Origin of the sequence: Pantoea sp. EKM10T, assembly GCF_011800685.1 — a bacterium.
Classification (GTDB): Bacteria; Pseudomonadota; Gammaproteobacteria; order Enterobacterales; family Enterobacteriaceae; genus Pantoea; species Pantoea agglomerans.
This window is the reverse complement of the sequence record NZ_JAALEU010000006.1, coordinates 301,550-322,888: the sequence shown is the minus strand read 5'-3', so window position 1 is coordinate 322,888 and position 21,339 is coordinate 301,550. Positions and strand designations below refer to the sequence as shown.

Here is a 21,339-nt window from a genome sequence, read left to right as displayed (position 1 = left end):
ACGTTGAATTTTGACAGTCAGGCTAAAGACAATGTTTATCGCACTTCAGTTCCGGCGCACTGACGCTATGTGTAAGGAAAAACAGCGCTATTCACTTTACTGCACACAGGCCAGGTAGCGGATCACTGTCCGACCACTTTATCCTGAGTTGCCAGATCGACCAACAACGCAATGCCTAAATAGTTACTCCAGTTAAAGCCGTTCTGCAGCACCACAATCGCATTGCCGTTACGTTTATCGTAGCCGATAAAACTGGCATAGCCGCCGATATAGCCCACCTGATAGGTGATCTGCTGCTCTTCGAAAGTGTCGGTTACCCAGGCGATATTCTGCACCTGCGCGCCCTGCTGATACCACGCCTGATCTACCGCCGCGAAAGCCCGGTCCCGCGCAGCATCACCGGTAGCGCTGAGATGTGCGCGCAAATAAGCACTCAGATCGCGCGCGTTACTGTAGAGACTGGCCGCGGCCACCATGTTGCCGTGAAAATGCCAGTCAGGCGTCAGCGTGCCGCGGCGGATTAATTTTGGCTGATCACCTGCATGGCCCAGCGCACGCAATGGATAGCCCGCCAGCGTTTCCGGTACAAAGCTGCTTTGGTTCATCTTTAACGGTGTGAAGATAAGCTGTGATGCCAGCGTCTGAATATCCTGATGACAACGCGTGCGCAGGATATAACCGAGCAGCGCATAGCCGAGGTTAGAGTAGTGTGGCATGCGTACCGCAGGTGCAGAGAAGTCCGCCAGATAACTCAGCAGCTTGTCGCTATCAAGATTGCCATAGAAGTTCTCGCCGGTGTCCAGATAACGTACGAACTGCTGCAGCATCGTCAGATCCATATCCTGACGCGGCAGACCCGAGGTGTGCGTCACCAGCTGCAGCAGCGTGATGCGCTGCGCGTCAGCGCTGAGGCGAACACCTTCCGGCAGAAGATCGGCCAGTGTATCGCTCCAGCGCAGCTTACCCTGATCAACCAGCTGGATAATCACTTCTGCCGTCACGCCTTTACTCAGCGATCCCAGTGCAAACAGGGTATCGGGCGTGATCGGATAGCGATGCACACGATCGGTGACGCCAAAAGCGTAATAGCGGGTCGGGCCACCGCGATGAATGACCGCAATGCTGATGCCGGGAACCTGCTTCTGTTGCATGTAATGCTGCACGATGTCGTCGACATTTTCATGAAAGGTGGCGTGTGTCAGATAAACGCGGTCGCCCACCGGGGCGGAGGTTTGCGACAGGGTTCCACATCCCGCCAGCAGGAAGATAAAGGCTGGCATGAATCGCGTCATTAATCTGCTGATCCACTGGCCGCCAGGGGTCAGCCGTGCAAGGGAGACTGCAACAGCCGGCCTGCCAGTAAATCCATTTTTCATATATTAATCATTTACTTATTATTATTTAACACGCAACTGTCTGGCTGGAGCGCAAAAATGTACCATAAAGTGCTGTGGGCTATCGCCTGCACAACGGGGTGAAAGTGGTGCTAAACGCGGTTTAATCACCGCAGCTCGCCCGAACAGGGTTAGCTGTGTTGCAGTCCACAAGGGTGTACACTGCTGCGGTTTTAAGGCTCAACGCCGCTGAAATTTTGAAATGCCCGGGAGGCAACCGCATGAAAGAAGGCCCACTGTCCGAAAAAGAGCTGCAATGGCTGGAAGATATGCTGGAAAAATATGGCAGCGAAGCATCGATTATTGATGTCTCCGAGCTCGACGGCCTGCTGACTGCCGTTCTCTCCGGTCCCGTCACCGTCGAGCCAAGCCAGTGGCTGGTGGCACTGTGGGGTGGCGAGAAGCAGATCCCAAAATGGAGCAACGAGCGTGAAATGACGCGCTTTATGTCGCTTTGCTTCCAGCATATGAATGATGTGGCTGACCGCTTATCTGAATTCCCTGAGCAGTTCGAACCGCTGTTTGGCATCCGTGAAATGGAAGGTCTGGAATTTACCGTGGTGGAAGAGTGGTGCTTCGGCTATATGCGCGGTGTCGCGCTGACCGACTGGTCTGCCCTGCCGCAGGATCTGCAACCCGCGCTGGACGCCATCGCTCTGCACGGCGTGGAAGAGAACCTTGAAAAGATCGATGCCATGACGCCGGACGAGATGGAAGCCAGCATTGAAGCTATTCGTCCTGCTGCGCTGGCGCTGCACGATCACTGGATCTCCCAGCCAGAAGCGATTCCCGTTCCCCAGAAGCCTGTCGCGGCAGAGAAGCTGCCCGGCCGCAACGATCCCTGCCCGTGCGGCAGCGGCAAAAAATATAAGCAGTGCTGTCTGCACTGATCGACTGGTTAGCCTCACGATCTGCCGGGCGGCGATTCAGCCCGGCATGCTTTTCTCACGATCCACGACAGTTTGACCTGCATCACTCTGCCTACTTCCTGACCTGAATAGACTGCTCACGACTTGAACAGCTTCGTGCTTATCGCTAAGGTAAGCGCGATTTTACCCGCCAGGAATAAACATGATCACCATCGCACTTATTGACGATCACCTTATCGTCCGCTCCGGCTTTGCCCAGTTGCTGGGCCTGGAATCGGATTTCCAGGTCGTAGCGGAATTTGGTTCTGGCCGTGAGGCGCTGGCAGGTTTACCGGGCCGGGGCGTTCAGGTCTGTATCTGCGATATTTCGATGCCGGATCTCTCCGGTCTGGAGCTGCTGAGCAAGCTGCCGACGGGCCTGGCCACCATTATGCTGTCAGTCCATGACAGTCCGGCCCTGGTGGAGCAGGCGCTTAATGCCGGTGCGCGCGGATTCCTCTCTAAACGCTGTCGTCCCGATGAACTGATCGCGGCGGTGCGCACGGTCTCCACAGGCGGCTGTTATCTGACGCCAGAGATTGCGATCAAGCTGGCCGCCGGTCGGCAGGACCCGCTGACCCGACGCGAACGTCAGGTGGCGGAAAAACTGTCACAGGGCATGGCGGTAAAGGAAATTGCCGTTGAGCTGGCGCTGTCACCGAAAACCGTACATGTCCACCGCGCGAATCTGATGGAGAAGCTCGGCGTCAGCAATGATGTGGAGCTGGCGCGCCGCATGTTTGATGGCTGGCAATGAGCCCCTGTGTTTCGCGGCTGATCTCCATTGTCGCCAGCTTTTTCATCTTCTCGGCGGCCTGGTTCTGCCTGTGGAGTATCAGCCTGCACCTGGTGGAACGCCCGGAGCTGGCGGTGCTGCTATTCCCGTTTGGCCTGCGTCTGGGGCTGATGCTGCAATGTCCACGCGCTTACTGGCCGGTGTTGCTGGCAGCTGAGTGGATCATGCTGATCTGGCTGGCGAAGGTGGTCGCGCTGGCGCATCTGCCGCTGTTAATGGCGGGCAGTGTACTGACGCTGCTGCCGGTGGCGCTGATCTCCCATTACCGCCATCAGCGTGACTGGCGCACGCTGCTGAGCCAGGGCGCGGCTCTGATCGCCGCGGCGCTGCTGCAGTCCCTGGCGTGGGCGGGACAGCAGGAGATGCTGAACGCCCTGCTGCTGACGCTCACCGGTGGTCTGACGCTGGCCCCGACCTGCCTGGTCATCTGGCACTACCTCACCAGCACCCGCTGGCAGCCGCTGGGACCGGCGCTGGTCTCGCACCCGGTCAACTGGCGCGCCCGACATCTTATCTGGTATCTGCTGCTGTTTGTCATCAGTCTGTGGTTGCAGCTTGGCCTGCCCGCTGAACTGTCGCGCTTTACGCCATTCTGTCTGGCGCTGCCGATTATTGCGCTGGCCTGGCACTACGGCTGGCAGGGTGCGCTGATCGCGACGCTGATGAACGCAATCGCGCTGATCGCCAGCCAGACCTGGCACGATCATCCGGTCGATCTTCTGCTCTCGCTGCTGGCGCAAAGCCTGACCGGCCTGCTGCTGGGTGCCGGTATTCAGCGGCTGCGCGAGCTGAATCAGTCGCTGCAGAGTGAGCTGGCACGCAACCGGCGCCTGGCGGAACGGCTGGTCGAGACAGAAGAGAACGTGCGCCAGGAGGTGGCGCGCGAGCTGCACGATGACATCGGTCAGACGATTACAGCAATCCGCACCCAGGCGGGCATTGTGCAGCGCCTTGCGCCGGATAATGGCCGGGTGATCCAGAGCGGCGTCCATATTGAGCAGCTCTCACTGGGTGTCTACGATTCAGTGCGGCGACTGCTGGGACGTCTGCGACCCCGCCAGCTAGATGACCTGTCACTTGAACAGGCAGTTCGCTCCCTGATGCGTGAGATGGAGCTGGAGGATTGCGGCATCGTCAGTCACCTTGAGTGGCGTATTGATGAGACGCTGCTGAGCGAAGCGCAGCGCGTCACGCTGTTTCGCGTCTGTCAGGAGGGGCTGAACAACATTGTGAAACACGCCAGCGCCAGCGCCGTGACGCTGAAAGGCTGGCAACAGGATGGTCGCGTTTTGCTGGTGATTGAAGATGATGGCTGCGGTCTGCCGCCAGGTTCCGGTCAGCAGAGCTTTGGTCTGGTCGGGATGCGCGAACGCGTGAGTGCGCTGGGTGGATCGCTGACTATCTCCTGCACCCATGGAACCCGCGTCAGCGTGCATCTGCCGCTGCGTACGGCCTGAGGAACCACCGTGTTTAACTTTCTGAAAACGCCCGCTAACGCCGCTCCGCTGCAGGACAAAAGTGAGATTGACAGCCGCTATCGCTACTGGCGGCGGCACATCATGTCGACCATCTGGATCGGCTATGCCCTGTTCTACTTTACCCGCAAAAGCTTCAATGCGGCAGCGCCGGAAGTGATCGCCAGCGGCGTGATGATGCGCACTGATATCGGCCTGCTGGCGACGCTATTTTACATCACCTACGGCCTGTCGAAGTTCTTCTCCGGCATCGTCAGTGACCGTTCCAACGCCCGTTACTTTATGGGGCTGGGGCTGATCGCTACCGGCATGGTCAATATCCTGTTTGGCTTCTCCACCTCACTGTGGGCCTTTGCGCTGCTGTGGACCATCAACGCCTTTTTCCAGGGCTGGGGCGCGCCGGTCTGCGCGCGCCTGCTGACCAGCTGGTATTCGCGCAACGAGCGCGGCGGCTGGTGGGCATTATGGAACACCGCGCACAACGTTGGCGGTGCGGTTATCCCGATCGTTATCGGTGCAGTGGCGCTGCACTATGGCTGGCGAATCGGGATGATGATTGCGGGCAGTTTAGCGATCCTCGCCGGACTGTTTCTCTGCTGGCGTCTGCGCGACCGGCCTCAGACTGTCGGCCTGCCCGCGGTAGGCGACTGGCGACAGGATGAGATGGAGATGGCGCAGCAGCAGGAAGGCGCAGGTCTGAGTCGCAAAGCGATCCTGACCCGCTACGTGCTATTCAACCCCTACATCTGGCTGCTGTCGTTGTGTTACGTGCTGGTCTATGTGGTTCGCGCGGCGCTTAATGACTGGGGAAATCTCTACATCTCCGACACGCTGGGGGTAGATCTGGTCACGGCCAACTCGGTAGTCACCCTGTTTGAGCTGGGCGGTGTGATAGGTGCGCTGGTCGCGGGCTGGGGCTCGGACAAGCTGTTTAACGGCAACCGTGGCCCGATGAACCTGATTTTTGCAGCCGGGATTTTGCTTTCCGTCGGCTCACTGTGGCTGATGCCCTTTACCAGTTATGTGATGCAGGCAGCCTGCTTTTTTACTACCGGTTTCTTTGTCTTCGGTCCGCAGATGCTGATTGGTATGGCGGCAGCCGAATGTTCCCATAAAGATGCGGCGGGCGCGGCAACCGGCTTCGTCGGTCTTTTCGCCTATCTTGGCGCGTCACTCTCCGGCTGGCCGCTGGCGTGGGTTATCGACGTCTGGCACTGGAGCGGCTTCTTTGCGGTGATTGCCACGGCGGCGGGGATATCTGCCCTATTGCTGCTGCCGTTTTTAAATGCTCAGGCACCGCGTCCCCTGCCTGAAGCGTGATACGCCTCTCCTTTTTGCCCCGAGTGGGGCAAAACTAAGAAATTTTCCTGGTTTCGCCTGGATGCTGTCTCAGGCCAGTCTGGCGGCAGGTTTTTACAATGCCAGCCATTCGCTGCCTATTGCAGCTATTCCAACCAGGAGAATCCCCTTCCATGCTGGCATTCCTCAAACAGGTGCGCAGACCGACGCTGGATCTGCCCATCGAACTGCGGCGCAAGATGTGGTTCAAGCCGTTTATGCAGTCCTATCTGGTGGTCTTTATCGGCTACCTGACCATGTATCTGATCCGCAAAAACTTCAATATCGCGCAGAACGATATGATCACCACCTACGGACTGAGCATGACGCAGCTGGGGATGATCGGTCTGGGCTTCTCCATCACCTATGGCGTCGGTAAAACCCTGGTCTCCTATTATGCTGACGGCAAAAACACCAAGCAGTTCCTGCCGTTTATGCTGATCCTCTCGGCCATCTGTATGCTGGGTTTCAGCGCCAGCATGGGCACCGGTTCCGTCAGCCTGTTCCTGATGATCGCCTTCTATGCCTTAAGCGGATTCTTCCAGAGTACCGGCGGCTCCTGTAGTTACTCCACCATCACCAAATGGACGCCGCGCCGCAAGCGTGGCACCTATCTTGGCATGTGGAATATCTCGCATAACCTCGGCGGTGCCGGTGCGGCAGGCGTTGCGCTGTTTGGCGCCAATGTGCTGTTCAACGGCCACGTAATTGGGATGTTTATCTTCCCCTCTATTATCGCGCTGATTGTGGGTTTTATCGGCCTGCGCTACGGCAGCGACTCCCCGGAGTCTTATGGCCTGGGCAAGGCCGAAGAGCTGTTTGACGAAGAGCTGAGCGATGAGGACAAAGAAGCCGAAGATGAGTCGATGACCAAATGGCAGATCTTTGTTGAGTACGTACTGAAGAACAAGGTGATCTGGCTGCTCTGCTTCGCCAACATCTTCCTCTATGTGGTGCGCATCGGGATCGATCAGTGGTCAACGGTTTACGCCTTCCAGGAGCTGAAGCTCTCTAAAGAGGTGGCGATTCAGGGCTTTACCCTGTTTGAAGTCGGCGCACTGGTGGGCACACTGATGTGGGGCTGGTTATCCGATCTGGCCAATGGCCGCCGTGCGCTGGTCGCCTGCGTCGCGTTAGCGCTGATTATTGCCACGCTCGGGATCTATCAGCATGCCAGCAACCAGTATGTCTATCTGGCGTCGCTGTTCGCCCTGGGCTTCCTGGTCTTTGGCCCGCAGCTGTTAATCGGCGTCGCCGCGGTCGGCTTTGTACCGAAAAAGGCAATCGGCGCAGCGGATGGCATCAAAGGCACCTTCGCCTATCTGATTGGTGACAGCTTCGCTAAACTGGGCCTGGGCATGATTGCCGACGGCACGCCGATATTTGGCCTGACCGGCTGGGCGGGCACCTTTGCCGCACTGGATGCCGCTGCTATCGCCTGTATCTGCCTGATGGCGCTGGTTGCCGTGATGGAAGAGCGTAAGATTCGCCGCGAGAAACGGCTACAGCGTTTAAAGATGGCGTAAAGATAGAATCAGGCCCGGCGTAAGCCGGGCTTTCCCGCCAGGTTCCGCCCTCAGCCATTGATGTAGCCCCACCAATCGGATCACTGCCAGTCAGCCCGCCAAACCCTCCCACCCCCTTTCACTTATTCTTTCATCTCGTCCCCGATTATTTAAGAAATTCACTGTCAGGTGGTCAGCCTGACCACCAGGTTGTGGCCATGTTTTAATATTTACATGGCATAGTGCCTTTGTTTAGATGATAACTGACAAGGCGAATAACGGATTAAGCGGAACCTGATGATGATGAAGGCGCTGACTGAACGGCAACTGACGATTATGCGACAGCTTATTTCTCATAACAGTTATGTGAGCCTGCACGCTATTTCAGAAAAAACGTCTATTACACCCAGAACTCTACGCCGCGATATTGCCGACATTAACGAAAAACTTTCTGACCAGGGAATCAATCTCAGCGGAAAAAGTGGGAGAGGGATCACAATTAAATTCGCTGATGCGCAGTCGGAAATAGCCGCGCGCCGGATTTTCTCTGTCGAGGTGGATGATTTCAGCAGCAACTTCAGGATGCTGAAAATAGCATCGGATTTATTAATGCTTTCACCAAAAAGTTCATCCATCAGTGAACTGGCGGATAAATATTTTATCAGCCGCGCCTCGATAGTGAATGATTTAAAAACATTAGAAGCATGGTTACATCAGTTTGATTTAACCTTATTAAAAAGCCGTGTCGGAACCAGCATAAAAGGCAGTGACCATAATATTCGCATGGCGATGAAAGCGCTGGTGTTAAAATCGATTTATAACCGTCAGGACATGATGGAAAGCCGTCTGGATGAAAGCACGCTGCAGGAGCTTTCAGAGAAGTTTGGTCAGCAGGCTGTCCATTTTACCCTGCAATTAATTAATTTTATTGAACAGCAACTGCAATATACGATAAGCGATCCTTACTACATCAATTTATTTACGCATATTCTGGTGCTGATCCACCGCAGTCACTCGCCGATGCACAGGACCGACGCCCGCGCGGTGTCGATGAACCGGGTGAGCGACCATCACGCCTGGCAGGTGTCACTGGCGGTGATAGAGCGCATTGAGACTGCCTACAACACGGTACTGGTGGCCGAGGAGTCTCACTCCATCTATCAGTATCTGGTCTCCTCCGGTAAGGCGGGTGGTGAGTCACCACAGCACGATGACTCCCTGATTTCAGAGCGTGAAACCCGCTTTGCTGAGGCGCTGATCGCCCGGGTGGCGCAGCGCATCAACATCGAAATCACTACCGACCAGAACCTGCAGGCGTCATTGTCCTCGCATATCAAGCCGATGCTGAACCGCCTCAGATATCACATCCGGATTAAAAATCCGCTGCTGCATGATATTCAGACCGAACTGGGTACGGTGTTTGCCGCCGTTAAAGCGGTAATCAGCCAGCTGACGCAGGAGTACAGCCTGGATGAGATCAGTGATGACGAAGTGGCTTACCTGACGGTGCATATTCAGGCAGCCATCGAAAACAGCATCAAGGTAAAACGGGTCTTGCTGGTCTGCTCCAGCGGCCTGGGTACCTCGCAGCTGCTTTACGGACGGATCATCCGTGCCTTTCCCGACTGGAAAATTATCGACATCGTGCCAGGGAAAAATATTGCTGACTCCCTGAAACGACATGAGTGTGACGTGGTGATTTCCACTATCCGGCTGGAGCCGCTGGAAAAACCGGTGGTGTATGTCTCTGCCCTGTTCTCGGCGAAAGATATCGCAAGAGTAACGGAGTGTCTGGTATCGAATTCGATTAATTAATGATAATGGAGAAGCAAAATGACGACAGCCGTGGCTATTAACGAAGTATTAAAAGAAGAGTGCATTATTCTCGATGTCGATTGCCAGACCAAAGAGCAGATTATTTCTCAGCTGACCGACCTGCTCTGCCAGACCGGGGCCGTCACCGATAAAGCCGCTTTCCTGAAAGATGTCTATCTGCGTGAGGAATTAGGCTCTACCGGATTTGAAAACCATATTGCTATTCCACACGGTAAATCTGCTGCCGTCGCCAAAACCCGTATTGCCGTCGGTCGTTTACGCCAGGACATTCCGTGGGAAACCATCGACGGCACCAAAGTCCGGCTGGTTATTCTGTTCGCGGTAAAAGAGTCCGATAAAGATGTGGGCCATATCAAAATGCTCGCCAAAATGTCCATTGCGTTAGGCGATGAGGATGTCGTCGAGCAATTGCTTAATGTCTCGCATCGCGAAGAAATGTTTCATTTACTGTTATCCCGATCGGGAGCCTGAATAAACCGGAGAGCAGCATGAATTAAAAATAAAGGAGGTATTCCAGGTTGTAGCCATCCCTTCAGACCGAAAAACATAAATATAAAATTTTCACTGGAGAACATTTATGAACATTATTGCCATTACCGCCTGTCCTACAGGTGTCGCCCACACCTACCTTGCCGAAAGTAATTTAAAAAAAGCGGCTAAAAAACTGGGCCTGAATGTATTAGTTGAAACCCAGGGCGCGATTGAAAGCGAATATATTTTCAGCGACGACGATATTCATCGGGCGGACGTCGTGTTAATCGCCGCAGATAAAAAAGTTGAGATGGCGCGCTTCCAGCACAAAAACGTGATTGAGGTGCCCGTTACCCGTGCCGCGAAGGATGCTGAAGGCCTGTTAAATGCCATTGTTAACGGCGAACTGGCTCCGAGGCTTGCCGACTCCGCTCCGCAGGCCAGTGCATCTGAACCGGCTAACAGTGCCCGTGAGGCGTCGGGTTCCCGTTCCTGGATTTCAGAGATTTATGTGCACCTCATCACCGGCGTAAACCTGATGATCCCGTTTGTGGTAGCAGGCGGCATTTTAATCGCACTGAGCTTTTCATTCGGAATTACGGCGGCCACACCAGGGGACGCGAACTTCAGCCCGATAGCGAAGATGCTCTCTGACATCGGTGGCGGTTCCGCCTTTGCCCTGATGCTACCGATTCTGGCGCTGGGGATCAGCCAGTCTGTCAGCGGCAAAGCGGGCATCGTGGCGGGCGCCGTGGGTGGGATGATGGCGATCCACACCGGCTCCGGCTTTCTCGGCGCGCTGATTGCCGGCTTCCTGGCCGGATACATCACGCTGCTGATCAATAACCATATCCATCTGCCCAAAGCGGTCGCCGGACTGAAACCTATTTTAATCGTGCCTCTGTTAAGCGTGCTGCTGACCGGCGCACTAATGGCGCTGCTGATTGGTGAGCCGATCAAAATGCTGCTCGGCTGGCTGACCGACTTCCTCAGTTCGCTGGGTAACACCAATGCGGCCATTCTCGGCCTGCTGTTCGGCATGATGGTGGCCTTTGATATGGGCGGCCCGCTGAATAAAACCGTCTGTATGTTTGCGATTGGCCTGATGTCGAGCGGGGTTTACGGACCGATTGCCGCCTGTATGGCGGCAGGCATGGTGCCGCCATTGGGCATCGCGCTGGCAACCACCCTCTTCCGCCGCAAGTTTACCGAGCAGGAGCGTGAGACCGGCAAGGTCACCTACATCCTCGGTCTGTCATTCATTACCGAAGGCGCAATCCCTTACGCGGTCGCCGATCCACTGCGCGTCATCCCGGCCATTGTGGCGGGCTCCGGGTTAGCGGGCGCCCTCTCAATGATGCTGGGCTGCGCTTCCCGCGCTCCACACGGCGGCATTTTCGTCATCTTCATTCCTAACGTGATCAGCAATGTCATGGGTTATCTGTTTGCGATTGCCGCAGGCAGTTTACTGACAGCACTGATCCTGCTGTTCCTGAAAAAAGATATCTCCGTTCCTGCAAAACAAGGATAAAACCTATGCTTTACAACATGAAAGATCTGCTCAGCGTTGCCCGACAGCATCAGTTTGGCGTTGGTGCGTTTAACATCGCCAGCGCGGAGTTTGGACGTGTGGCGGTTGAGACTGCCGAGAGACTGGATTCACCACTGATTCTGGAGATCCATCCTGAAGAGATGGCCTTTACCGGCCCGGAATTTATCGGCTATCTGCGGACGCTGGCGATTCAGGCGCGCGTGCCGGTGGTGATCCATCTGGACCATGGCCGCTCGCTGGAAGAGGTGATGAAGGCGATCTACGCCGGTTTTACCTCGGTGATGATTGACGCCTCGTCTCACCCTTTCGAACAGAACATTGCGCTGACGAAGAAGATTGTCGAGATAGCGCACACGATTAATGTCTCTGTGGAAGCGGAGCTGGGCACCATCGGCGTGGCGGAAGGCAGCGGCGAAGGTGGCAGTAACGAGATTCTCTATACCGATCCGCAGCAGGCAGAGACCTTTGTGCGCGAGACCGGCACCGACACGCTGGCGGTCGCCATCGGCACCTCGCATGGTCTCTACCCCAAAGGGAAGCAGCCGAAGCTGGATATCGAGCGCCTGCAGCAGATCCGTAAGGTGGTTGATATTCCGCTGGTGCTGCATGGTGGTTCGGGCAACAAAGACAGCGAGGTCGCGGAATCGATCCGTTATGGCGTCGGTAAAATCAATATCTCCAGCGATATGAAGAAGGCGTTCTTCGTGGCGCTGGAACAGGAACTGAAGCTTGGGGGTCACGAGCCTAATTCCCTCTTTGTTAAACCGATGCAGGCGGCGAGTGAAGTGGTCGCGGCGAAGATGGCGCTGTTTAGTTCGGTGGGGAAAGCGGCGTTGTATCGGTAAGGGGTTGTGTGGCGTGGATGGTGGCTTGAAGACTGCCACGGAGGCTGGGAAAAGGCACCGATGAATAGGTGCCTTTTTTAGATGTTGTACAACCGGATAACGCGGTCGTAACGTTTTTCGAGCATGGATGGAGGTCGTCACTAGATCCCCCATTACACCCCGGTAACGTTTTAATTAGTGCTTCACTGCCAGGGAGAACTTAGCTATACCACAGGAAACAGGATTTTAATCTCAGGACCGAACATTCCAGTCATCCGTATACTGCACATTACCATCAACGTAACGCCAGGTGATTTTGTCGTACATCAGGGAAAGGCTTTCCATATGGTTGATCTGCGAGTTTCCTGCCATTTTAGCATTTGGCATCCCCGGATTAATGCCAGTCACCTTCACCCCTTCGATAGTCATAACAAAATAGCATTCCTCTTGCCCGGCATTGTTAATGCGATACCAGCGAATCTCCGCACTTTTCAGCGTCTGACCAGTAGCAACGGCTTTGTATAAGTATGGGCTGGCGCTATCAAACTCTTTTTCAATCATAATGGGAGAGTGTGATCGCTTGCCGGTGATTTTACCGTTGGCACTATCCACTGGAATATTTAAACCGTGACTGAAGCCAACAATTTCGATAGAACCATCACGATCCTGAACGTCTACAGATCCCTTAATATCTGCACCGCCGTCATCTTTAAGCCACATGTAAGCTGGAATAGGCATTTTACAAACTCCTTTTGAATGTGCATTTCTTCATAATAAAGTAATAGCAGAAAAGGGCTAAAATCAGGTTGAAAGCCATAAGTGCAGCCATAGCAACATCTGAAAATTTTTCTATGTCCGGAAAAACAGCCTGGTAAGGTACAAAGCGGACGAATAACCAAAGCAGCATTACAAAAATGATTATTTTTATCAATCGTCGCACGGTAGAGAAAGCCCACTCTTTAGGGAGGCAAGATGGGTTCACTTTGTGAGTAAGGCCGTTAAAAAGGGTGATAATCGCACTCATAACCGGAATGCTGATTAGAGTATTAATTAAAATAGAAAAGTAATCTCGCAACGACTCCCAGGCCTCTAAGTCAGGTTCACCCAGAATGAAATGGGTAACGTTCAGAGCGCTTTGGAAATCAAATAAGACTGTTATAGAGTCAACTAATCCATCATAGGGAACTTCTTTAGCAACGAACAGCATAATCACAGTAAAGAGCGCTAATTTTATAAAGAGACTAAGGACATGTTTTGCCATTGGCAATTACCTCAATCGTTCCATAGGCCTTTAACTTCCTCATACAAGGAACCTCTATTTTCTGGGTCCTTAATAATGCATTGCGTAACAGGGAAAAATCAGAATCATGCGGAAGTGTGATACAACCCTCAGAAAGAACGCCGGGGTGCAAACGAAAGTTACCACGCTTAACGCTATCAACCCAGGTGTAATCATCAATTGCCCAATCATCCCGCCATATTGCAAACCATTCGGAATGCCTGAACGTAGCACCGCTGGCAAAATGATTATAAATATCCCTTACACCGGCATTTAGTTGTGATCGGAGGCCTCCCTCAGGACGGTCAACAATCCAGTATTTACCCGCTGGTACAGGCCCCTCTTTAGGAATCATTCCACAGGCACCACGATTACGATAAGCACCATTGCCAGAGAACGCTAAAAACGTTCCCACACCCGGAAAGGATAACGGTGAGTAGTCAGCATCATTAATAACAAACTTTCCATGTAGAGCCATTGATAATCCTTGCATCTATAATCCTTTGTGCGCTTATCCTACGCTGGTGAAAAGAATATGAGCAATAATTTTTCCTGGAAAAAGTCTGACTTTAATAAATAGGATGATTATGTTAGCAATAAGTCACTTAACAGATGTAATTAATATGCGTTTATGGCTTGTTATTTAACCTGAGAGTAACAGAGATGTTATAGCTCAACAACCATGTATAAATCACAAGCTTGTAACAAGCTTACTATTAATTAATATTCCACGTGTACTGCATGGCGGTTCGGGCAACAAAGACAGCGAGGTCGCGGAATCAATTCGTTATGGCGTCGGTAAAATCAATATCTCCAGCGATATGAAGAAGGCGTTTTTCGTGGCGCTGGAGCAGGAACTGAAGCTAGGGGGTCACGAGCCTAATGCTCTGTTTGTTAAACCGATGCAGGCGGCAAGTGAAGTGGTCACCGCGAAGATGGCGCTGTTTAGTTCGGTGGGGAAAGCGGCGTTGTATCGGTAAGGGGTTGGTGGGGGGATTGGTTGCGAGTTGAGTATGGGAAAGGCACTGATGGATCGGTGTCTTTTTTGGGTTTTGAGAAGTGAGCTTTAAATAAGTATCAGGTCAGTAAGCAACAGCCATCAATGAAAAGAGATCTGCTCATCGCTCTTCTTTTGTATGCCAGAGATCCACGATGTAGATAGCATTATCACGAAGTTCGTAGTGAATCTCGTAGTCATCCAGTATCACCTTTCGAACGTCCCGAGGTTCATATCGAACCTGCTGTATGCCGATTGCTGGGTGTGCCTTGAGGCCAGCACTGCCGGTTATCAGGCGGTCTAAGACATCATCAGCATGCTGGCGGCTGTACTGAAGAGAAAAACGTTAGATGCGTTCCAGGTCATCCTGAGCTTTAAGCGTCCAGTAAATTTCCATTTATCAGCTTTTCTTTAAACGATTACCAAATTCAACAAGGTCAGAGTGACTTACTACACGCCCGGCATCTACATCGGCAAGACCAGCCTGAATGCTCTGATGACGCCGTTCCCTTTCAGCCAGCATAGTGGTCAACGCTTCCTTGATGATCCAGCTTTTAGAACGATCCAGCTCCACAGCCAGATTTTCTACAGCATTAGCCAAATCGGTGGGTATCTGTGCGCTAATGGTCTGTTTTGTAAGAGAACCCATAGTGATCACCTCTTTTAATAACAGTTAATAACTTTTATTAAGTCTAGCTTGGGTTTGTCTATAAAAACATCAGAGCTTATTTTGCGGGCAGCATCCTGAGGTTTGTTTCGCACTAATTGTCACCTATGGACTGGTCTGATAAATGACTATGCGATCTCACTATATTGGGCGGACACGAACCTGATTCAATGTTTACGAAACCGATGCACGGGCGATCGTCCTCGTCAGCCGGGTTCTTGCTGGCAGAGCGTTTGATTACAGCAGAGTGGCTGGGTCGGTGGAGGATTAAGGGTTATAAGGTTTAGTTACTTCCCGTCTGAAACGTCAGCTGGCGGCGCTGAAAGAATAGCGCAGCGTTTATCCAGTAGCGACTCAACGGACGCCCGATTGCCCTTATCCCAGCCGCGCCGGGTGGTTAGGAGGATAAACCCTTTTTCTCCCGAAAACGTCGCCGGGATGAGCGCCACACCAGACTCTGCCAGCTGCGGCGGCGACAGCCGGAAATGGCGCGCTACGGAGGAGACAGGATAAATCCCCATCGCCGTCGGCTGCATAACGCGACGGGCATAGTAGGTGTGGTTCAGCAAACGGTCGGGCAAGGGTCGCCAGTCATTATGAATAAAGGGGCGCTCGGCCTGAAGCTGGCGATAGACATCTTCCCGCAGGCAGGTCAGATGAATATGCAGTTGATTCTGGCTGCGGCCATAAGCGGAATTCAGCGCCATGCCGAGCCGATCCTCAGGCACTTCAGCGCCATAGGCCGCCATCAGACGATAGCGCATTAACCAGGCGTAGCCGAAATAGTCGGGACGTCCGGGGCGCGTCAGCGCAATGCTCTCAATGCCGGACATCGCCACCGTCGGCACCAGAATAAAGTGCAGCTTGTGGCGAGGATTCTGGATGATGCTGTAGCCCTGTGTGCTGTCCTGCGGCAGATAGATTTGCTGGCAGGGAGTCGGATCGCGACGATAGTGATAGTTATTCATGCAGAGGTCATGCGTGACCGTCCACAGCGCGTCAGAGCGGGCGCATCCTGTCAGCATCAGCGCGATGACCAGCGGCAGAGACCGGCATCGCCACAACAATTTCCCGTTCAACGGATTGCGTCCGGTCAGGCGACTCAATGCAGGTATAACCTCATAAGCAGGGGTTCATATTGGGGGAGCGTTTAGCCGAATGGCAAATCAGCCTTCAGCCTTAAGAAAGAGATGCACTAACCTTTTGCTTCAAAAGCATCAGGAATTCTGCAGGCGTAGTTTCCCATAATTCTGTGGAAAATTCCGCGCCATAGCGGCCTTCAAAATCGTTCGCCAGCTTTTCAGACTCACTCATAAATTGCTCAATATCACCTATCAAACCATGCCGGAGAGCCGAAGGAGAGCATGAGAATCAGGATTTAAAAACCGTCAGCAGTCAGATACTGACTCGGTGCCTGTTTAATTACGCCTGCCAGCATGAGTTTTGTTATGAAAAATGCTGCTGTCGGTTCACTCCAGTCAGCAATAACTTAAAATCGCGAATCATTATTCGAATGTTCCTGCTGTCCCCGCAGATTTTTGTGAATCCCGATAATTCATCTGTAGTCTTGTAAGCTGGTCTTTCCATCCGTTTTGTAAAGCAAAAATATTCAGGATATTGCTGGCAGATGTCATTTCCGCTGTCCGTTAGCTGGATTAAAATACGATTAGCAACAGCTAACGAAGCGGATTATACTGGTTTATCCACTCATCCCGGAGGTAGAAACTGACGTGAAGGATACATACTACAACGATACAAGAATCAATTTGTTAATCCAGAATGAACTGAATGCATTCTTTGAGGATTACAAGGGTGTTATCTATGCCTACGCCATTATGAACAAGAAAGACCCTTCACAGATGCGTATTATTAATAACAACCCTGAGTGGTTCGATATATACCTTGAAAGAAAATATCAGTTTATTGATCCTGTCATTATTCAGAGTTTACGTTGTGTTGAAGATTTTTTTTGGGAAAACAACGTCATTCTGTCAGGCGGCTACAATCTCACGCGAATTTTTAATGAAAGCTTTCAATATAATATTTTCCAGGGGCAGACATTCCCTCTGCATGACTACCTGAACAACCTGGCTTTGCTATCCATTATCAGTCAGAAAGATTCTGGTGTTGACATGGAAAAAAATCGTTCGAAAATAGTTAGTTTTCTTATTAAATTACATCAGAAGACGCTTAACTTATACAGTCAACACCATCAGAAAAAAAACGTTTTTTTGTCACCGCGTGAGCGGCAGATACTTAAGTGGGTCGGCGCCGGGAAAACATACGCCGAAGTTGCGGTCATTTTATCTATTGCGGAACGCACCGTAAAATTTCATATGGGCAACGTCATGAAAAAGCTCGGAGTGAATAACGCCACACATGCGGTAAAACTTGGGACGGAGCTCCGGCTGCTGGACAACTGAGCCAACGTTACGGGTTAAAGATGGCGTAAATGCCGGGACATCTCACGAAGCCAGCCACTGGCTTTGTCCCTGGTGATAATATCTTCCACGATGCTCATGCTGGCAGGCATGAAAATGTAGTAGATAACTTCCCCTTTTTCAGAAAGGCCTTTCTGAATAACTTCTATTTTCCAGTTCGCATGGCGAAATATTGCATACATGCCGCGACTTGCCACAGCGTACATCCCCCGATAGTTTCTCTTCATGCAATAAAAAATCATTGCAAGGAATAACACTTTACTGGCGGGCAAGCCGTGCAGGCCTGCAGAGTCACGTCTTTCTTTATCTAAAAACAGCCGGCTAATCTCACAACAGGGGATATCTGTGGGGAGACCACTTATACCCTCGAAATATTCATGAAAAATTTCGCTCATCATCGTCGGCTGCGTTGAATCTATAAACCGTGCACCACATAGCAACTTCCCGTTATGCATGCCCAGCAGGTAAGTCGTATTTTCGTTGTCAAATTGATCCTTTTCCATGCCGTCAATGCATTCGACTTTCCAGTCGAGCCTCTCACGAAATGTTTTTGTTCTGAGCCGGTAGAGTTCGGTTGATAATTCTGGCGGAAATTCATCGTAATCACGCAAAAAAAACTCAATAGCAGAATTCATTCATTCATTCCTGATAATAACACATGGGAACTATTACCCCTGTCTTTTAAGACAGCTTTTATTACACCTGCGCAGACTCTATACTTAAAAAAGTACCTGACCACCAGGCACTCACCATGCTTAGCGGTCAGGAGGTCAAAGACCAAGTCAACACCAGGGAAAACCCACCCGCGATTATCTGATATTTCAGGTACCGGGTACAGAGTGCACTAAGCGCTCAAACGATAATTATATTAAAATACGAAAAACATCAATTAACTATAGTTTAATTATTGCCCTTTATAATTTTAAGGGGCAAGCTTTCCTGTTGCATTGACTAAAGCAACTATTATCTAATCTGTGATACAGGTTAACCGGGGGTATCCCCGTCTGACACTTATCAGTTGCTGAAGACATCGCCACCAAACTGTTCAGCCGTTATACGAAACCCCTCACTATTATCGTTACAGATACCGCCAGCAGCGAGTAACCGGCCGACGTTTTTGATGTTAAGCGTTCCGTAGGTTACTGGCTGGCTGTCTCCCGCCTCCCACGCTGAGCTGCCTTAATGAGGTTGGCGCAGGTTTTCCGTCAGAGCGTCAGTGATCGCGCTTACTCACTGCAGGATTAAACGCACCGATAGTGTTTTGGCTCCACCGAATCTGAAGGCATTTTCATTGCCGCAAATTAACTTACCGTTGTCGTCAATGTAAAACAGCCCGGCGGACAGAACACACACATCATTCAGGCATACCACATCACCACACTCTATCATGGCTTTTAGTTGTTCCTTTGACCGCTCTGCGTGTCTGGAAAGCGTTCCGGCAAGGGGATAGCTGGACTTTGGTTCGATATTGACGATATAGCGCTGGTGATGTCAGCGATAATCAAACTGGTAGTCCTGTCCGGCGTGGCTCCATGCAGCAAAAGGGCTGATGATACGTTCAAACGGCTCCGGCGGAAGATTATTACCCGATAGACAAATAAGACGGTTTTTCTGGCAGACTCAATCCCATATAAACATCCCTGTGTGGTCTCTTTCATTCCCAGGGGATAATCGGACTGCAGGAAAGTGAATTAAACAATCAGGCAACGAAAATCCGATGTCCCGGTGGTGGATACACCAGAAAACGGTGAGCAGGTTATAATGCAACTCAATCAATCACGCATGCACGTATTTTTGGGCAAGAAAACCTAAGATTTAGCCATACATGTCTTAATAATTTAATGCACAATGTGAGCGAATTTACGTCATTCAATTTATAATTAATTTTTCAACTTCTGCCAGAATTAATTCACACCTTATAAAATCATTGCTTAGTGTTAATTTTCTTCTCAATCGCTCTGACTATAATCTGATAACCAATGAGCGTTACCATTGTACATATCACTAATAGCGCAATACCCACGAAACCCTCAATATCGCGTTGTTTAAATAGCTTTGCTAACTCTGTCCAAAACTGCTGCTCTCCTTGTGTCGATGGATCTGACGGTCTTACCAGAAGGAACGTCATTACAAACAAAGATACTGCGATAAGGATTCTAAACCCCGCTGGGACACGTTTTGCTTCCATTTAAAACCACCTCAATTGTGCCAAAAGACATTAGTCCATTACGTAATTTCACTTGTGAAGTAGAGAGTAATGCTTGCCGAATAGCGATGAAATCAGTTCTGTGTTGCAAAGTGATACAGCCTAAAGATACACCAAGAGGCCCGCGAGGATGTAGTCTGAAATTCCCTCGCTCTACATTATTAACCCACATATGGTCATCTATCCTTCCATCATCACGATACAAAGCAAACCATTCATACTTGATAACTGGCGTTGAAGTAGGCCATGAGTAGAAATCATGCAAGTCAGTTCGGATTATACCTTTCCAGCCACCGGTTGGGCGCTTAACGATGTGATATAATCCATCAGGTATTGGCCCGTTGTCTGGAACTGCAATGCATCCTGCACGATTGCGATATTCCCTGTTACCAGAGTACGCCATAAACGTCCCTATCCCATACATGAGTAAAGGTGAGTAATCTGCATCATTGACAGTGAAAATTCCTTTTAATGCCATGTCTGGCTCCTTCTACTTTGATCATTTTCTAGATGAGTGTGATTTATCATAATGCCTCATCATAAAATGAAAATGATCTGCGTCTAATATTCAACACAATCATGAGTTAGTGATATATCTAATATTTACTGTGTTTCTATTTCGCCAACGTGCTGAAAACTCTGATAGACTTTGATAACCCAGTGCTGAATGTAGATAACACTCTTTATAATTCTACCGCCAGATTTCCTGCGCCAGATGCAGGAGGTCACAGCGGAGAAAGTGTGCTTAACACAGAGTTCCGTTGCAGGAACTCCAGTTTCAGATTCGGCTTGGCAGAGGATGCTGATTCGGAAAAAATATCTTTTTATGACAATGTCCTCATGAGGCTTATTAAGACATTATTAACTGTGCCATATGTTAATCGATTAGGTGCAGCTCATTGGCAGCAAGTCAATTAACAGAGATAATCGGCATGCGTTTATAAATCAAAATTAAACCTGTTGGGACTAATTAATCTATAAACCAGAATCTATGCAAAGGTCACGAATTTATGAATGATTTAACAAGCCGATTAGCGATTTATACTTGAACGATAGGTATGAAAATACGAAATCTCAATTAGCCAATCAGGATAAAAATCAGTTTCTTATAAAAAATCTTTTTACGGGAGCGACACACTCAAAAAAAAAGAATAGAGATGTGCTCCCGCTAGTTGATATTCTGTATTTACTATCAGGCTTGAAAAGACCTACTACTATAATGCTAATAAATTATTTTTGAATGATCAGCACCCAATATGTTTTGGCTAAATCACCTGGGTTTGGCGGCATTTTACCAGATTTCATTGAAGATAAAGCTGACATATCTGATTGCTCCAGAACATGCGTAATCTTCCAGCCTGCTTTTGACAAAGCAGGTACTGTGCCTGAGATATCGCTACCACATGAAAAAGAGGTGTTGTCAGAGAGGGTTGCTGCACTATTGGATTGAGGCAGCGAGGCCGAACGACAGACGTGTGCCTCATCAGCTAAAGCAGTGGTAGAGAACAGGCCGAGAGCGAAAAGAGACACTGAGAATTTTAACGCTTGCATAAGTAAATCCTTATATTGTGGAAAGTTTTCATTAACCCTCTGAATTGAAATACATCCTTATAGCCACTTCTTACGCGTCATGAGGCGGAAAATAACAAG

General features: G+C 50.8%; 19 protein-coding genes and 5 pseudogenes. 12 read left to right on the top strand and 12 right to left on the bottom strand.

Translation table 11 applies throughout. The features are described from left to right. Nucleotides 1–122: 122 nt before the first annotated feature. The gene (locus HFD95_RS13980; RefSeq protein WP_033770924.1) at nucleotides 123–1,376 is read right to left on the bottom strand and encodes a serine hydrolase; all 1,254 of its coding nucleotides are present in this window, start codon (nucleotides 1,374–1,376) and stop codon (nucleotides 123–125) included. Nucleotides 1,377–1,615: 239 nt separating this feature from the next. Between HFD95_RS13980 and HFD95_RS13975 the strand changes: the two genes are divergently transcribed. From HFD95_RS13975 to HFD95_RS13935, 10 genes and pseudogenes are all read left to right on the top strand, one after another. Then, nucleotides 1,616–2,284 carry a YecA family protein gene (locus tag HFD95_RS13975; RefSeq protein ID WP_033769584.1) on the top strand — a complete coding sequence of 223 codons (669 nt, stop codon included), beginning with the start codon at nucleotides 1,616–1,618 and terminating at the stop codon, nucleotides 2,282–2,284. 181 nt (nucleotides 2,285–2,465) lie between these two features. Continuing rightward, entirely contained in the window at nucleotides 2,466–3,059 is a 594-nt protein-coding gene (gene uhpA / locus HFD95_RS13970; RefSeq protein WP_010251517.1) for a transcriptional regulator UhpA, read from the top strand. Beyond that, complete coding sequence (gene uhpB, locus HFD95_RS13965) at nucleotides 3,056–4,555, top strand: signal transduction histidine-protein kinase/phosphatase UhpB (protein ID WP_167430372.1); 1,500 nt, start codon at nucleotides 3,056–3,058, stop codon at nucleotides 4,553–4,555. The genes uhpA and uhpB overlap by 4 nt, the downstream gene beginning before the upstream one ends. A gap of 9 nt (nucleotides 4,556–4,564) precedes the next feature. Beyond that, entirely contained in the window at nucleotides 4,565–5,893 is a 1,329-nt protein-coding gene (locus tag HFD95_RS13960) for an MFS transporter (RefSeq protein ID WP_158132027.1), read from the top strand. A gap of 152 nt (nucleotides 5,894–6,045) precedes the next feature. Continuing rightward, nucleotides 6,046–7,437 (top strand): hexose-6-phosphate:phosphate antiporter, encoded by a 1,392-nt coding sequence (gene uhpT / locus HFD95_RS13955; protein WP_010251526.1) that lies wholly within the window; start codon nucleotides 6,046–6,048, stop codon nucleotides 7,435–7,437. A 276-nt stretch (nucleotides 7,438–7,713) separates the two neighbouring features. Next, a pseudogene (locus tag HFD95_RS22235) lies at nucleotides 7,714–7,899 on the top strand (HTH domain-containing protein); the annotation flags it as partial. 126 nt (nucleotides 7,900–8,025) lie between these two features. Further along, on the top strand, nucleotides 8,026–9,231 hold the full coding sequence (locus HFD95_RS13950) for a PRD domain-containing protein (RefSeq protein WP_229518688.1): 1,206 nt from the start codon (nucleotides 8,026–8,028) through the stop codon (nucleotides 9,229–9,231). 18 nt (nucleotides 9,232–9,249) lie between these two features. Then, nucleotides 9,250–9,723 (top strand): PTS sugar transporter subunit IIA, encoded by a 474-nt coding sequence (locus HFD95_RS13945; protein WP_167430371.1) that lies wholly within the window; start codon nucleotides 9,250–9,252, stop codon nucleotides 9,721–9,723. Between the two features lie 106 nt (nucleotides 9,724–9,829). Then, the gene (locus tag HFD95_RS13940) at nucleotides 9,830–11,254 is read left to right on the top strand and encodes a PTS fructose transporter subunit IIC (RefSeq protein WP_045140808.1); all 1,425 of its coding nucleotides are present in this window, start codon (nucleotides 9,830–9,832) and stop codon (nucleotides 11,252–11,254) included. 5 nt (nucleotides 11,255–11,259) lie between these two features. Continuing rightward, nucleotides 11,260–12,120, top strand: coding sequence for a ketose-bisphosphate aldolase (locus HFD95_RS13935; protein ID WP_010671740.1), 861 nt, complete (start codon nucleotides 11,260–11,262; stop codon nucleotides 12,118–12,120). A 231-nt stretch (nucleotides 12,121–12,351) separates the two neighbouring features. On the opposite strand, the gene HFD95_RS13930 is transcribed toward HFD95_RS13935, so the two are convergent. Genes HFD95_RS13930 through HFD95_RS13920 form a run of 3 tightly spaced genes read right to left on the bottom strand, consistent with a single transcriptional unit; the run spans nucleotide 12,352 to nucleotide 13,856 of the window. Then, nucleotides 12,352–12,837 (bottom strand): Hcp family type VI secretion system effector, encoded by a 486-nt coding sequence (locus tag HFD95_RS13930; protein WP_045140809.1) that lies wholly within the window; start codon nucleotides 12,835–12,837, stop codon nucleotides 12,352–12,354. A 1-nt stretch (nucleotide 12,838) separates the two neighbouring features. Next, complete coding sequence (locus HFD95_RS13925) at nucleotides 12,839–13,360, bottom strand: hypothetical protein (RefSeq protein WP_045140810.1); 522 nt, start codon at nucleotides 13,358–13,360, stop codon at nucleotides 12,839–12,841. Then, on the bottom strand, nucleotides 13,341–13,856 hold the full coding sequence (locus HFD95_RS13920) for a DUF2778 domain-containing protein (protein ID WP_010671743.1): 516 nt from the start codon (nucleotides 13,854–13,856) through the stop codon (nucleotides 13,341–13,343). Before HFD95_RS13920 ends, HFD95_RS13925 begins: the two co-directional genes overlap by 20 nt. A 238-nt stretch (nucleotides 13,857–14,094) precedes the next feature. On the opposite strand from HFD95_RS13920, the pseudogene HFD95_RS13915 reads away from it, so the two are divergent. Beyond that, nucleotides 14,095–14,358, top strand: a pseudogene (locus tag HFD95_RS13915) (class II fructose-bisphosphate aldolase); the annotation flags it as partial. Between the two features lie 138 nt (nucleotides 14,359–14,496). Here the strand turns inward: HFD95_RS13915 and HFD95_RS22150 are convergent. The 4 genes and pseudogenes from HFD95_RS22150 to HFD95_RS13895 all read right to left on the bottom strand — a co-directional run. Beyond that, nucleotides 14,497–14,772: pseudogene (locus HFD95_RS22150) on the bottom strand (type II toxin-antitoxin system RelE/ParE family toxin). Between the two features lie 3 nt (nucleotides 14,773–14,775). After that, entirely contained in the window at nucleotides 14,776–15,024 is a 249-nt protein-coding gene (locus tag HFD95_RS13905; RefSeq protein WP_022625341.1) for a CopG family ribbon-helix-helix protein, read from the bottom strand. A 305-nt stretch (nucleotides 15,025–15,329) separates the two neighbouring features. After that, entirely contained in the window at nucleotides 15,330–16,148 is an 819-nt protein-coding gene (locus tag HFD95_RS13900) for a CDP-diacylglycerol diphosphatase (RefSeq protein WP_181955268.1), read from the bottom strand. A 73-nt stretch (nucleotides 16,149–16,221) separates the two neighbouring features. Next, nucleotides 16,222–16,389 (bottom strand): annotated as a pseudogene (locus HFD95_RS13895) (contact-dependent growth inhibition system immunity protein); the annotation flags it as partial. A 383-nt stretch (nucleotides 16,390–16,772) separates the two neighbouring features. Between HFD95_RS13895 and HFD95_RS13890 the strand changes: the two are divergent. Further along, nucleotides 16,773–17,465: a LuxR family transcriptional regulator gene (locus HFD95_RS13890; RefSeq protein WP_167430370.1), complete on the top strand. Its 693-nt coding sequence runs from the start codon at nucleotides 16,773–16,775 to the stop codon at nucleotides 17,463–17,465. A gap of 14 nt (nucleotides 17,466–17,479) precedes the next feature. On the opposite strand, the gene HFD95_RS13885 is transcribed toward HFD95_RS13890, so the two are convergent. The 4 genes and pseudogenes from HFD95_RS13885 to HFD95_RS13875 form a co-directional block, all read right to left on the bottom strand. Next, nucleotides 17,480–18,118, bottom strand: coding sequence for an acyl-homoserine-lactone synthase (locus tag HFD95_RS13885; protein ID WP_045140811.1), 639 nt, complete (start codon nucleotides 18,116–18,118; stop codon nucleotides 17,480–17,482). 394 nt (nucleotides 18,119–18,512) lie between these two features. Then, nucleotides 18,513–18,620 (bottom strand): annotated as a pseudogene (locus tag HFD95_RS22145) (hypothetical protein); the annotation flags it as partial. Nucleotides 18,621–19,639: 1,019 nt separating this feature from the next. Continuing rightward, complete coding sequence (locus HFD95_RS13880) at nucleotides 19,640–20,167, bottom strand: DUF2778 domain-containing protein (RefSeq protein WP_073970690.1); 528 nt, start codon at nucleotides 20,165–20,167, stop codon at nucleotides 19,640–19,642. Between the two features lie 752 nt (nucleotides 20,168–20,919). Next, nucleotides 20,920–21,240, bottom strand: coding sequence for a hypothetical protein (locus tag HFD95_RS13875; RefSeq protein ID WP_181955267.1), 321 nt, complete (start codon nucleotides 21,238–21,240; stop codon nucleotides 20,920–20,922). Nucleotides 21,241–21,339: the final 99 nt, after the last annotated feature.

Bases quoted from the DNA above. Each gene is read 5' to 3' on its own strand.
- HFD95_RS13885 (WP_045140811.1), bottom strand. From the start codon at position 18,118: ATGAATTCTGCTATTGAGTTTTTTTTGCGTGATTACGATGAATTTCCG.
- HFD95_RS13935 (WP_010671740.1), top strand. From the start codon at position 11,260: ATGCTTTACAACATGAAAGATCTGCTCAGCGTTGCCCGACAGCATCAG.
- HFD95_RS13980 (WP_033770924.1), bottom strand. From the start codon at position 1,376: ATGAAAAATGGATTTACTGGCAGGCCGGCTGTTGCAGTCTCCCTTGCA.
- HFD95_RS13925 (WP_045140810.1), bottom strand. From the start codon at position 13,360: ATGGCAAAACATGTCCTTAGTCTCTTTATAAAATTAGCGCTCTTTACT.
- HFD95_RS13945 (WP_167430371.1), top strand. From the start codon at position 9,250: ATGACGACAGCCGTGGCTATTAACGAAGTATTAAAAGAAGAGTGCATT.
- HFD95_RS13905 (WP_022625341.1), bottom strand. From the start codon at position 15,024: ATGGGTTCTCTTACAAAACAGACCATTAGCGCACAGATACCCACCGAT.
- HFD95_RS13975 (WP_033769584.1), top strand. From the start codon at position 1,616: ATGAAAGAAGGCCCACTGTCCGAAAAAGAGCTGCAATGGCTGGAAGAT.
- HFD95_RS13930 (WP_045140809.1), bottom strand. From the start codon at position 12,837: ATGCCTATTCCAGCTTACATGTGGCTTAAAGATGACGGCGGTGCAGAT.
- HFD95_RS13875 (WP_181955267.1), bottom strand. From the start codon at position 21,240: ATGCAAGCGTTAAAATTCTCAGTGTCTCTTTTCGCTCTCGGCCTGTTC.
- HFD95_RS13940 (WP_045140808.1), top strand. From the start codon at position 9,830: ATGAACATTATTGCCATTACCGCCTGTCCTACAGGTGTCGCCCACACC.
- uhpB (WP_167430372.1), top strand. From the start codon at position 3,056: ATGAGCCCCTGTGTTTCGCGGCTGATCTCCATTGTCGCCAGCTTTTTC.
- HFD95_RS13920 (WP_010671743.1), bottom strand. From the start codon at position 13,856: ATGGCTCTACATGGAAAGTTTGTTATTAATGATGCTGACTACTCACCG.
- HFD95_RS13950 (WP_229518688.1), top strand. From the start codon at position 8,026: ATGCTTTCACCAAAAAGTTCATCCATCAGTGAACTGGCGGATAAATAT.
- HFD95_RS13880 (WP_073970690.1), bottom strand. From the start codon at position 20,167: ATGGCATTAAAAGGAATTTTCACTGTCAATGATGCAGATTACTCACCT.
- uhpA (WP_010251517.1), top strand. From the start codon at position 2,466: ATGATCACCATCGCACTTATTGACGATCACCTTATCGTCCGCTCCGGC.
- uhpT (WP_010251526.1), top strand. From the start codon at position 6,046: ATGCTGGCATTCCTCAAACAGGTGCGCAGACCGACGCTGGATCTGCCC.